Here is a 13,071-nt window from a genome sequence, read left to right as displayed (position 1 = left end):
TCGCCTACTAATTTTAAAGGGGAATCGCCACTATAACTTATCAAATGCGTAAAGTTCGCGGGCGTTCTCCGATAAGATTTTGCGACGCAGTTCCGGTTTTAGGAAACTGGGCAAAGCACGATCTGGAGCATCGAAATCCCAATGCGGATAATCTGTGGCAAACATAAGCTTATCGTTCATATCCATCTGCTCAAGCAGCTGCTCGAAATACTCTCGCTTGGGCGGTTCTTCCATCGGTTGTGTGCTGAGCCAGAAGTGGTCCCGGATGTACTCTGAAGGTTTTCGTTTAAGGTCAGGCACTTCCATACGTAACTTCTCCCATGTCGCATCGAGTCGCCAAATGAGCGGTGGGAGCCATGCGAATCCACCCTCAATAAGGACAACCTTGAGGTTCGGGAAACGCTCAAATACGCCCTCACAGACGTAACTGGTGACCTGAGTGTGGAAGGCTTGTGGCATACCGCCATGGTCTTCAATGTAATAGGAGGGCCACCCCGCCCCTGTTATCTGACCCTGATTGCCTCCGAAATGGATAGCGATAGGTAAGTCATACTCACAGGCGGCTTCGTACATTTTCCAGTACCTTCGGTTTCCAAGCGGATCTCTCGTTCGTGCGAGGAGCAAAATCTGAACAAACGCTGGATTGGGCCCGCAGCGATGAACCTCCTCAGCAGCAAGATCACCATCCTCATAAGGCGGGACAATAGAGGCACGGAGGCGCGAGTCAGCTTCTACCCAATCGGCAACTTGCCAATCGTTCACTGCACTTGCGAGTGCAGCACCAAATTCGATATTTAGCTGCTCACCGACAGGCATGAGCGGAGTAAGCACGCCGTACTCAATGTCGAATGCATCGAGAAGCTGTTCCTGCATGAACGCTAAATCTGCACCCGGTGAGAGTCCTGAAGGGGGCCATGCGTCCCGCCGTGCGGCATTCATAAGCGCACGCGGATAGTAACCACCAATACGACCCCGGAGACCGAAAGTCTTGTAATGCTCTTGCCACCGCTCAGATAAGTAAGGGGATAATCCCCCGGGTGGAATAGAATTGTGGATGTCGCAATCAATCACCTTGAATTTGGAACGTTTTGTCGTTGTGTTTTTCATTGCGTTTACTCCGTAGGTTATCAGTTATCGGCTATCGCTTGTCAGTTAAGAGGGTTTTTGTTGCACATCACCGGAACTGGGGAGCTCCAGGGAAGAATGCATGAAAATGAGTCTCTTAACTGAAAACTGCTAAAACAGTTGATAGAAGGTACGCGCGTTCTCGTACAAAATTTTACGAGCAAGCGATCCGGGTAATTCTTCAGGGAACGCTTCTTTCGGTGCGTTGAACTGCCAATGTGGATAATCCGTTGAAAACATCAGCATCTCATCTGATTCCAATTGTCCAATGATTTGAAGGAGCTGCTCTGGTGTCGGTGGTGAATCAATAGGTTGTAAAGTAAACCGGATGTGTTTCCGCATGTACTCAGAGGGCGGACGTTTCACCCACGGCGTGTTGTTTCGGAGTCCCCGCCACTCTTTATCAATCCGCCACATAACAGCGGGGAGCCATGTAAAACCACTTTCAATCAGAACAACGCGAAGGTCTGGGAACTGATCGAAAACGCCTTCCGCAACGAGACTAATCACTTGTGCCTGAAAGACTTGGGTCATCCCACTGTATTCTTCTAAGAATGTTGATGGCCACCCGGTCGCTGAAGGCTGAGTGCCCGGTGCCCCACCGTACTGGATACCGATGGCAAGATTATGTCGGACTGCCGCCTCGTAAATCGGATAATAGATACGATTGCCATACGGGGTCCGTGAACGGACAGGCATGACCACTTGGACAAACCCTGGATGCCCTCCAACTCGCTCAATTTCCTTTGCAGCGAGATCTGGAATCTGACTCGGTATAACGAGCGATGCCCGGAGTCGTGGTTCCTGATCCAGCCAATGTTCTATCTGCCAATCGTTTACTGCCTTTGCAATAGCGGCAGCGAGGTCGGGATTATGAACACTTTGCACGCGATAGGCACAATTGAGGATTCCGTATTCGAGATTCCAACCATTAAGCAGGTGTTCACGTACATGTTCAAGATCAATCTCTGATGGATACGGGGCATCGGGATGCGATGTTAGCGGTGCCTCGCGTGGATAATCGTTTGCATCGGGACCTCTAAAACCAGAAGTGCTACAATAGTCGGTCCAGAAATCAGACAGGTAAGGGAAGAGCGTCTGTAAGGTTGGAACTTCGTTATGGATGTCGCAGTCGATCGCCCTGACACCTGCCTGCACAAAATGTGGGGCATCCCTACTTGCCATCTATCTCTCCTTAGTCTCAGAAACGATGGGGCGTACTGGATTTGAACCAGTGACTTCTACCGTGTGAAGGTAGCGCTCGTACCCCTGAGCTAACGCCCCACGTAAAAATATGGGCCCACTAGGACTCGAACCTAGGACCAGCCGGTTATGAGCCGGCGGCTCTGACCACTGAGCTATGGGCCCCTTTTAGAACAACTTTCGTGAAAAAATTATATCATATTCCGCATTAAAAATCAAATTTTTTATTTGTTGTCAGTTATCAGTTGTCAGTTGTCGGTAAGACTGGAAACCATTAGCAATCAATGGAGGGCGAAACCAACCAACGAGGACGGAATGCGGCGAATTTAGAGAACGGCGATAATCCGCGAAATCTGTGTAATCCGCGATTCGCGGCGTACCCGCCCAAATGCGATCGGCATTCAGACGAGCACACCTATCAGCACATACCAGCATAGATGGAATTTATAGCAAAACCTACAATTAATTAGACATTGTAGAAGGGCGAGGTTACAAACCTCGCCAGCGGTGGTGAGGTGTTTTGTGTTTTCCAAAGTGCCCTCTTATTCTCGGGTTTTACTATAGTTACCTATAATTGGAAAATGAACTGCTCAAATTAGTTAACAAAATCGCGGAGTTTGCGGCTTCGTCTGGGGTGTCGTAACTTACGGAGTGCCTTTGCTTCAATCTGTCGGATTCGTTCACGTGTCACATCAAAGATATTCCCAACCTCTTCAAGCGTCCTCGGATACCCATCATCAATTCCGAAACGCAGGGAAATTACTTTCCGCTCACGCTCATTTAAATCGGAGAGGACTTCTTGAATCTGCTCCTTGAGAATATTCAACTCCGCTTCTTGAACAGGAGAGGGGGAGTCAATATCCATAATGAAGGCACCGAGAGGATTATCGTCCTCTTCACCGATCGGGGTATCTAAGGAAGCAGTCTCTGGTGCGACGGCTAAAGCCTCATTGACTTTGCTGGTAGAAATCTTGAGATCCTCGGCGATCTGCTCGGCTGTTGGTTCACTCCCTAACTCCTGCAAAAGGGAGCGCTGAACACGTCGAATCTTATTAATGCGCTCGTGCATGTGGACAGGGATGCGAATTGTCCGTCCTTGATCGGCGATGGCGCGTGTGATACCCTGTCGAATCCACCACGTTGCGTAAGTGCTAAACTTATACCCGCGCTGATAATCGAATTTGTCCACTGCCCGCATCAAACCGATGTTCCCTTCCTGAATTAAGTCAAGGAATTCAAGCCCGGATGCACGGTGTCTATGTCTCTTCGCAATACTGACGACAAGTCGGAGATTCGCCTCAACAATTGCCATCTTTGCGTCCTGCGCCTCGGATTCGCCTTTATCAATCTGCTGTGTAAGCGACCTGAGGTGCTCACGGGGAATACCGATTTCGATTATATGCTGCCGGATACTGCGCTGTAACCGGACGATCTCTATATAGGCATTCTTCATCTCATCCGTTTCAAATTTCCGTTCGGTTCCATTACTTTCATTGAGCCACTCATCAGGGATATTATGTACCTGCTGAAGGTGGAGGATCTCATTTTCCCAAGTGCTAATCTGATACTCTGCTTGTTTGACGAGGTCAGAAATTTTGCTAATCTCCTCCCTGTCAATCTTCAGTTCTTCAAGCGTCTTAATGAGGTTGGTACGCGTCTTCGATTTCTCCGAGGATTGCGTTTCATTCGCATCAAAGCCAGACGGGTCAGAGTTAAGACGTTCCACCTCTAATGTCTCCAGTACATCTAACGCCTTCTTAACCTGTTCACGTAACTTTCGCTCCTTGTTCTGGGTCGAGCTACTGGAAACAGGCATATCAATAATATCAGAGGCACGTTTTTTCGCCGTGACAATCTTATAGAGAAGTTTCCGAATTTCGGTAATAGCCAGTGCTGTGCCGAAAGTTGCTTCATGCGCGGCACGATGCCCTTCCTCAATCCGTTTGGCAAGTTCAACCTCCCGCTTCTTGTCAAGCAGATGGAATTTACCCATCTCGCGCATATACACCTTCACCGAATCATCGGTGTAACTCGTACCGGCTGCAGCTATTTCCGACATTTCATCGTCATATCCGAGTTCCTCATTGCCCTCGGTATCCAGAAAATCAAGAGTCGGATAGTCTTTAAAATTCATTGTCAATCCCCTCCTTCACTTGGACTATCACTGCGATTGTCTACTGCATCACGATCGCGTAAGGCACGTCTTTGATTTGAAAGTTGCACCAACTCTCCAAGGGTCTCCATTTCATCTGCGCCTTCAGCGAGTGCGTGCGAGCGGACACGTTGTTCAAGATCTTGCAAGAGAAAATGCTTTAGTTTTTTGAGGCATCCCTCCGCTCGTAGTTGTAAATTCGGCGGAGGCGTTTTCTGTAGAAGCATACTTGAAATGAGAGCACTTAGTTTTTCGTCAGGGCACTCATTAATTAGAGTTTGGATATCCACATTCTCGTCATCTGTGCAAGCCTCCCACAGCAGTTGTGCTACCTTAACAAAACTCGGTTCCGTGAAACTTTGATAATCAAACTGAGGTTTGATATGTGGAATTAACGCCGGACTTTGGATTAATGCTTCAATTAATTGACGCTCGATTTGTGCACGGGGTGTCAACTTTTCAGCGGCATTCCTAACTTGCCTCATTTGACGAGGCGTAGAAGTCTCCTTGAGACCCGCGTCTCGCAACTCTTGCCAAAGCACACTCTCCTCAACACGAAGTTCTCTTGAGGCATACTTGACGTATTCATTCCGCTCCATTCGGTTATTGACACTCAGGAGCGTCTGAGCCAACTCTTTAACCACCTGTGCCTTCACATCTACCCGATGAATGTCCTGTTGTTGAATAGCAGCTTGAATCTGAAATTCAATGAGGTTTATGGCTTTGTCCGTAAGTTCCGTGAACGCAGCGGCACCGTGTTGTCGTGCAAACGAGTCCGGATCCTCCCCCGCGGGCAGCAGTGCGATGCGTACCCGCAACCCCTCAGCAAGCAGTCGGTCCAACCCACGTTGCGCGGCTTGGAAACCGGAGGCATCCCCATCGTATACAATGACCACTTCCGGGGCAAACCGTTTCAATAAGTTCGCATGATTTTCACTCAAAGAGGTGCCAGAAGACGCTACCACATTCTCAATGCCAGACTGAGAAAGCATCAAGACATCCATATAGCCTTCAACAAGAAGCACCTGCTGCTTTTTGTAAACAGACTGACGCGCTTTGTCAAGGTTGTAAAGGATATTACTCTTATCGTAGAGAACCGTTGCGGGAGAATTCAAGTACTTCGGTTGATGTTCTTCAGAAAGCGAACGACCGCCAAAGCCGACCGGTACACCTCGTTCATTCTGAATTGGAAAAAGGATCCTGTTCCAAAATCTGTCCTGCGGACCCCGATCCTCGTCCTTAATGAGTCCGGTATCAACTAACTGTTGGATAGTAAAGCCGTTGTCTGTCGCAACCTTCACAAAATCTCGCCGTCCAGACTTCGCGTATCCCAATTGGAACGACCGGAGCGTTTTCGACTGGACCCCCCGGTGCGTGAGATACTGTTTCGCTTGCCGACCAACCCTCTCTGTGAGGAGTTGGCGGTGATAGTATTCCACAGCAAAACGGTTGAGGTCTTCTAAAGAGGTGACCCGTTTTCGGTTAGCACTCTCACGAACATTTTGATTCGGGAGGTCAATATTCGATCTATCCGCTAACCACTCCACAGTCTCAATAAAGGACTTCCCTTCATGCTTTTGCACAAAGGAGATGACATTACCACCGGTTTGACATCCAAAACAGTAGAAAATTTGCTTTTGCGGTGAGACCGTGAAGGAGGGGGTCTTCTCATCATGAAACGGGCAGAGTCCCTTATAATTTTGACCCGTAGGACGCAGCGCGATCCCACATTCGGAGATGATTTCAACGATATCACTTCGGCTCCGAATTTCATCAATCGTTTCGCGCGGCACAAAACCTTTACGGGTGTTGTTCATGATTCATCTGCCTCTTTGTATTTCTGATCGTTCAATTAAGACCCGTGCGGTGTTTTTGCGTGGAGGTTTCCCATAGCAACCGCACCTACCACCGGGAACAGAAATGTAGTTTCTCACTCTTTGAACGTGACGATGGTTACACCTTCACCACCTTGGCTGAGCGGTGCAAATTGATATTTGAATACAAGTGGATTTTCACGCAACTCCTCATGAACCGCTTTACGCAAGGCACCTGTTCCTTTTCCGTGTAGAATACGAACCGATGGTAACCCTGCAAGGACTGCGTCATCAAGATATTTGATGGTAATGTCCAATGCCTCTTTTACAAACATCCCGTGCAAGTTAAGTTCATCGGTAATTGCGTTGGCTTTGCTATATTGGATATCAAGCACAGAAGTTGATAAATGCGATGTCTCTTGTTTCGGCTGAACGGAGTCAATATCGTGATAAGCAGCTTGCATTTGCATATTCCCAACCAGAATTTGGAGTGGCGTTTTCCCGTGCGGTTTAACAGCAGTGACTTCCCCGAATCGGTTTAGTTTCTTGACGCGCACTTTATCACCGACATCGACTTTAAATTTTGGTTGGTTGGGTTGTTTCTTCGGACGTTCTTTCTCAAGCGACTTTTTGGCGGTCTCTATTTCTGAGAAAGCTTCTTGAATGCTGGCTTTAGAGGCTTGTTTCTTACGAATATCGGCGACAAGTTTTTCCACAGTTCGCCGCGCGCCGGAAACGATGTCACGTGCTTCATTCTCAGCCTGCTGTTTCAACGTCCCACGTTCCGCTTCCAACGTCTGAAGGAGTCGTGTGTGTTTCTCGGAAGCTTTCTCCGCAACTTGGATTTTATCGTGCAGAAGGGCACGCTCTGTCTCCAATTCGTCTTGTGTTTGTTGCAAACGCACAAGGAGGTCTTCAACAGCAACGTTGTTATTGCCTAAGTGTACCTGTGCTTCATCAAGAATTTCAGGCGGAATCCCCAATTGCGAGGCGATCTTTATCGCGTTGCTACTCCCCGGCACCCCCACCTGTAGGCGGTATGTTGGACGCAGCGTCGTCCAGTCAAACTCCATTGAAGCGTTTTCCATACGTGGCTGCGTATGGGCATACGCCTTGAGTGCTCCGTAGTGTGTCGTGACGATAGTATTAACTTGTCTCTCTCCAAGCCAATCAAGGAGTGCCATACCGAGCGCAGTGCCTTCACTGGGATCCGTTCCAGCACCAATCTCATCCAACAATACAAGCGTGTGCTCAGCATGCTCAATTTTCCGGAGCATCTCCGCAATTTTAGTAATATGCGAGGAAAAGGTACTTAGGCTCTGTTCTATCCCTTGATCGTCACCGATGTCAGCGAACACATGGTCAAAGATAGCGATTCGACTCCCATGCTCTGCGGGGATATGTAAACCGGATTGTGCCATGAGTACTAAAAGCCCAACCGTTTTGAGAACGACTGTTTTGCCCCCCGTATTTGGACCGGTAATAATCAGGGTCTTGAAATTTTTGCCGATATGAACGTCTGTCGGTACAACCTTTTCTGGTAGATCTACGCTCCTGTCACCATCAGAATCAGATGGCGGCTCGTTCTGAAGATGGAACTCCAGCAACGGATGCCGCGCTTGAATTAATTTAACAATCCCGCGGGTATTCAACTTCGGCTCAACAGCGTTCAGTGCGAGGCTAAAACGCGCCTTTGCGTTCAAAAAATCCAGTTCTGCTAACAACTCAAGGGAAAGTTCTAATTCGTGTAGGTTGTCGCGCACGCGATCGGTGAGGTCAAGGAGGATGCGACGAATTTCGCGTTGTTCCGCTTCAGCGGCTTCGTGGAGGGCATTGTTCATCTGGACAATATCCAAAGGCTCTACAAAGAAGGTAGCACCACTTGTGGATTGCCCCTGAACGACCCCTCGAAAAGAGGTTCGCGCTTCCTGCTTTATTGGGATAACGTACCGATTGTTTCGAGAGGTGATGACCGATTCCTGAATCGCTTTTTGATGTTCTGGTGAACGCAGTGTCGCTTCCAGTTTTTGATGTATATCTTCGCGGAGGCGTGATAATTTGCGACGAATAGCGCGTAATTCAGGGCTGGCACGATCCAGCAAGTTACCTTCAGCATCAATGCAATCGCCAATTGCCTCAACCAATTCCGGGAACGTTGGCAGCGCATCTACAATGGAAAAGAGATTCGGAAATTCTTCTCGGTCGCGTTTCTCAAAGACCCGGTGAATGTCTGTCGGAATCTGTGCGACTTTTCGGACATCGAGAAGTTCCTCAGCATCCAAAAGCGCGCCCGCCTTAGCAGCATGGGTCAATGATTTACGGATATCCCTTAAGCCATTGAGTGGAATCCCACCATAGATTTGATGGAAAAATTTGGTTTCACTGCACAACGCGAGTAGATAGCGAACCTTATCAACGTCATAAGACGGCGTAAGGGTGTCAACACGCGCCGTCCCCAGTTGAGAAGCGGTATACTTTTTCAGTAGTTCCCGGATTTTATCGTATTCTAACGCTTGTTCAACATTGGCTAACACCGGTTCGTCCCTTCCTAAATGTGCTTGAAGCCCCAAACGACAATCAGTAAAACGTTATTTCTGATCCGCACTACGTTTAAGAGCACTCCATGTCGTGACCAATTTCTCCTCTGGTTCGACCGACAATACAGCCCCTTCCCGCGACCATGCAATGACGAAGATACTTCCGTCAACCTCTACTATTGCCTCGGTCTCATCGGTTGCGAAGTTATACAGGTAGATAGATCCCCATCGAGAATAGACGATATAATCCCCTTCAGGCGACCAATCCCCCCAATAGCCAGTGGCTTTATCAACATCAAACAAGGGTTGGATTGCTTTGGTTTCAACGTCAACCGTGTAAAACGTGTCAAACTCTCTATTCCATCTGAGAAAGAGGATGCGGTTACCATCAGGAGACCATACAGGATAAAAATCTTTATGGAGTTCGGTTAAGACCTCTATCTCTTTCGTTTCAACGTCTAAAAGATACATGTGTTCCAACCAGCCGGGTCTGGAAAGTGAAAAGACGAGTCGTTTTCCACTGGGCGACCAAGATATTCCGTAGAATGAATAGGGCCATCCTAAGTGCGGTACTTGCGTCATTACTTCCATTTCTCCGGTATCGACATCCAGCACCCAAATCTGGTTTTCTTGGGGTAACTGGTCTAAGGTATAACCGTTAAAAGCGAGTTTTTTGCCATCGGGAGAAACGGAAAGAAACCGATATGTGCCAGAAATCGGTGTAATTCGTTTTTTATTTTTTGGATTTTCTGGATCAACCGAATAGATATCAGCGTGTCCTTTACCGCGTTGGATGAAATAGAGCACATCTCCGTTGGGTCCCCATGATGGGTACATCCCTTTGTGGTTCAAGGAGACAGCCTTTAAATCTTTAGTGCCACTGATTTCGGTGATGTATAGATTCCAATCAAACCGTCCCAGATTTTCATCGAATCCATTCACTGCGTAAGCGAAATAGCCGGTTGGCTCAGCTTCGCCGAGTGAAGTGAATGAAACAAGGGTTAAAATAAGCACGCCCAAGAAAGCGAACATAGCAGCTTTAGGCGCATAAAGACGTATAATGCTATATTTAGGGGTCATTACTACTCCTTAATAAAAAATAGAGTAAAAATAGACTAAAATAAAAATAAATTTAAAATTATTGGGCAGGTTCAAGTCGCTTATAGTGGAGCAGTGCGTTCTCATAGAGGCGGCGACTTAACCCCAGTTTTTCAAGTTCAACAACCACATCATAACTATACAGTGCCGAGCTTTCTCTGCCATCTTTGTCAGCACGACGGGCATTCTGAATACTGTTTATTACCTCCAACGCTCCTTTTTCAAAACTTCCAATCTTCTTTCGGAGTTCCGAAGACAATCCACTCTGAATGTCCTTGTTCACCTTGTAAGTACGAATCGCATCGGTATACGCAACATAAGCCTCATAGTAACGTTTTTCACTTTCCAGTTTTTCCGCAGCTGAGGTATCCAACGGCTCTCCAATGGTGGCGATAACTTCCTTTGCCTCTCCAAGCAATTCGCGACTTTTCTGGGCAATTCCTTCCTCAAGTGCTGTTCGGAAGTCGTCCACGATCTCTTTGTAGGTTGCCCTTGCTGCAGCCGAATCACCCAACTTTTCATAGGCGAGTGCTTGGTTAAATTTAGCTTCAGCGATCACAAACTTCCGAATCTCAGGTGAGAGTTGCGGCGTGGGCGGGAATGCCTTCGCCTGATAGGCAGCAATAGCTTTTTCGTAGTCCCCTTCCTGTTCGTAGGTATTACCTATCGCCTTTTGGGCATATAGACTATATATCTGATTTTCGGGTTGATGCCCTGCAATTATCTGCTGAAATTGCGTGCGTGCTTCTGCGTAGTTCCCCTGATAATAGAGTGTGCTGGCGTACTGATAACGCGCTTTATCCGAAAAAACCGTATTCGGGTGTTTCTCAAAGACTTCTCGAAGTTGCGTCTGTGCTGTTTTAAGCGATTCTTCACTCTCCGCTAATTTCTCTGCATCGAAAAGGCTCTCCGATGCGGTTCCATAAGCCTCAGTGGCTTCACGGAGCGAAATAGCAGCTGCGGCGCGTTGGTTCTCTTGATTCTGATGATATGCCGCATAGCCCGCGACAGCAGCAAGCACTACGCCTACGACAATGATAATGGTTCGCAGATTCTCTTTTATGGACGCGTAGACTTTCAGAATCCCTTCAACAAACTTATCTTCTTGGATTTCTTCTTTCGTGAGTCGTGCCATGAATTTCCTCAGTTTTAGGCAATTTTTAAGTCAAATATTCAAGCGGGTGACGGGAATTGAACCCGTGACCCTCAGCTTGGGAAGCTGACGCTCTACCGCTGAGCTACACCCGCATTAATGATATTATATCATACATTTTTGGCATTGTCAATGTTATCAATAGGACTTACGCAATTTTCTTATGAATACCTACGTACCGCACGCCGCTGGCGAGGTTTAAAACCTCGCCAGCGAAGGAAGCTGCGTAAGCCCTAATCAAGTTAAAATGAAAAGCGGGCGTTGGCATGATATACAACCATAATTTGCAAGTTCCGCCAGATGCCCGCTTTTCCGTTTCATTGCGGCACATAGACCGTGCCTACAATACCGGTTACGCCGGAGTATTTACTGTAATTTGTCCAACTCGCCCAGAACTTGCTCAGCTGTCAGTGTGTTATCCGGCGGAGCCTCTTCAACGTGTTTAAAGGCAATCCTCCCCGCCTTGTCAATAATAAACACACCGCGCGTGGTAATCCCAACCTCTTCAAGTGCCATGCCGAATTCCTTGGAAACAGAAAGGTTCATATCGGCGAGGAGCGGAAAATCGACACCACCGAGGTCCGCACTCCATGCTTTGTGCGCAAACGTCGAATCGCGGTTGATAGCAATGACATCAGCACCTTTCGCCTGAATTGCAGCGAGATTCTCATTAAAATCTGGCACCTGCTCAGCACAGACCGGAGAAAAAGCGAGCGGATAGAAAAGAACGACCAAGTTTTTACCCGCGTAATCACTCAACGAAACTTCGGTATCTTCTTGATTGACTGCGCCCGTCAAGGTGAAATCCGGGGCAGCACTTCCTACATCTGACATTAAAATCCTCCTATGTGCGCTCAAAAAGCGCGTCTAAAACAAATTTATTCCTTTTTCGCTTGTATAAGATTATCGTTTTTTCAAGGCTGCCCACGATATCGCAAGCTTTCCCTGAGGCTCAATTTCTGTGAGGGAGGTTGTTGTGTCACCCTTAACGCTTACGTCATCAAAACTGGCTTGCGTATCCCACGTCCAGACCCCGACTTTCCCAACGGGATATGTACCATCAAAAAAGACACCCTGTTCTATCCCATTAATTGCGACTGCAATGCGGCTACCTTCAACGGCGACGCGGAGTGTGAACCATTCGTTGCGAGTAATTGTAAGTCCGATAGGCTCAATGTCGTGTTCAATTTCATCGCGTGCCTCAAACCCATCTTTAAAGGCAGTACTGCGCCGGTGTCGCCACAATTCAGATTTGTTTTCCTTCGGGCAGATGAGGTACACATAATACTCAAATTCATTTTGTGCCCGGAAAACGATACCGCCCCAGTGTCCGTCATCAACACGGACCTTTGCTTCCAGCGTGTGATCTGTCCATTCCATCCCATCAACCAACGCTTTCTGTGCTTCACCCCAGCGCGTTGTCTGTTTATAGACCCCCTGTTCGACTTCCCAAGTCCCATTCGCGGGGCTCCAATCGGCGGCATTGTTGTCAAACGTCCAAACGTGCTCCTCAGCAGTCGCAGAGAACGCAAAATAGAGACTGAGACACATCACAAAGAGTGTGAGTCCACTTTTCATAACGCCCATCACGGTTGGTCGGTTTCGCTAAACCCAACCGAAAAATAGGGCAGAGGTCCAAGAACCTCGCCCTATCATTAAGGTCTTACTTCGCTTTAAGTTTTGCCCATTTGGTGGCAAGTTTGCCCTTGGGATCAACAGAAAGCGTTCCGATTTCCATTTCGTTAACTTCGTCCTCCGTCAATGCAACGGAGTAAATACGGGATTCCTCAATATGCGCGTTGAGGTCCCCAGGACCGCCGAGTCCGTTTGTATGTCGTTTCCCCCAAATGGCTTCGGCATCATCGGTGGGCCAGGTTTTGATGTCGCCCTTTTCATAACTTCCGAGGCTCACACCGTTGCGGTATCCAGTAATCTTGTAAGTTCCGCCCTTATCTTCATAAGTGAAGGCTAAGTAGACCATTTCGCCTT

10 protein-coding genes and 3 tRNA genes are annotated in these 13,071 nt (G+C 47.9%); all 13 read right to left on the bottom strand.

The features are described 5' to 3' along the window. Positions 1-30: 30 nt before the first annotated feature. Positions 31-1,107 (bottom strand): amidohydrolase family protein, encoded by a 1,077-nt coding sequence (locus tag OXH39_23180; GenBank protein MCY3553372.1) that lies wholly within the window; start codon positions 1,105-1,107, stop codon positions 31-33. A 129-nt stretch (positions 1,108-1,236) separates the two neighbouring features. Beyond that, positions 1,237-2,310: an amidohydrolase family protein gene (locus tag OXH39_23175; protein MCY3553371.1), complete on the bottom strand. Its 1,074-nt coding sequence runs from the start codon at positions 2,308-2,310 to the stop codon at positions 1,237-1,239. A 26-nt stretch (positions 2,311-2,336) separates the two neighbouring features. Next, a tRNA-Val gene (locus tag OXH39_23170) sits at positions 2,337-2,409 on the bottom strand. Between the two features lie 11 nt (positions 2,410-2,420). After that, positions 2,421-2,493, bottom strand: a tRNA-Ile gene (locus OXH39_23165). 430 nt (positions 2,494-2,923) lie between these two features. Beyond that, positions 2,924-4,462, bottom strand: a complete 1,539-nt coding sequence (gene rpoD, locus OXH39_23160) for an RNA polymerase sigma factor RpoD (GenBank protein ID MCY3553370.1) — start codon at positions 4,460-4,462, stop codon at positions 2,924-2,926. 2 nt (positions 4,463-4,464) lie between these two features. Next, entirely contained in the window at positions 4,465-6,297 is a 1,833-nt protein-coding gene (dnaG, locus tag OXH39_23155; GenBank protein MCY3553369.1) for a DNA primase, read from the bottom strand. A gap of 113 nt (positions 6,298-6,410) precedes the next feature. Further along, complete coding sequence (locus OXH39_23150) at positions 6,411-8,828, bottom strand: endonuclease MutS2 (GenBank protein ID MCY3553368.1); 2,418 nt, start codon at positions 8,826-8,828, stop codon at positions 6,411-6,413. Between the two features lie 54 nt (positions 8,829-8,882). Further along, on the bottom strand, positions 8,883-9,911 hold the full coding sequence (locus OXH39_23145) for a DPP IV N-terminal domain-containing protein (GenBank protein MCY3553367.1): 1,029 nt from the start codon (positions 9,909-9,911) through the stop codon (positions 8,883-8,885). Positions 9,912-9,969: 58 nt separating this feature from the next. After that, on the bottom strand, positions 9,970-11,064 hold the full coding sequence (locus OXH39_23140; protein MCY3553366.1) for a tetratricopeptide repeat protein: 1,095 nt from the start codon (positions 11,062-11,064) through the stop codon (positions 9,970-9,972). A gap of 41 nt (positions 11,065-11,105) precedes the next feature. Then, a tRNA-Gly gene (locus tag OXH39_23135) sits at positions 11,106-11,177 on the bottom strand. 271 nt (positions 11,178-11,448) lie between these two features. Beyond that, positions 11,449-11,916 carry a redoxin domain-containing protein gene (locus tag OXH39_23130; protein ID MCY3553365.1) on the bottom strand — a complete coding sequence of 156 codons (468 nt, stop codon included), beginning with the start codon at positions 11,914-11,916 and terminating at the stop codon, positions 11,449-11,451. A gap of 69 nt (positions 11,917-11,985) precedes the next feature. Further along, complete coding sequence (locus OXH39_23125; GenBank protein ID MCY3553364.1) at positions 11,986-12,660, bottom strand: DUF1080 domain-containing protein; 675 nt, start codon at positions 12,658-12,660, stop codon at positions 11,986-11,988. A gap of 85 nt (positions 12,661-12,745) precedes the next feature. Continuing rightward, positions 12,746-13,071: hypothetical protein (locus tag OXH39_23120; protein ID MCY3553363.1), on the bottom strand; the 326-nt coding region annotated here is incomplete at its 5' end.

It is taken from the genome of Candidatus Poribacteria bacterium, assembly GCA_026702755.1.
Classification (GTDB): Bacteria; Poribacteria; WGA-4E; order WGA-4E; family WGA-3G; genus WGA-3G.
The sequence above is the reverse complement of the archived record's forward strand: the minus strand, read 5'-3'. Positions and strand labels throughout refer to the sequence as shown.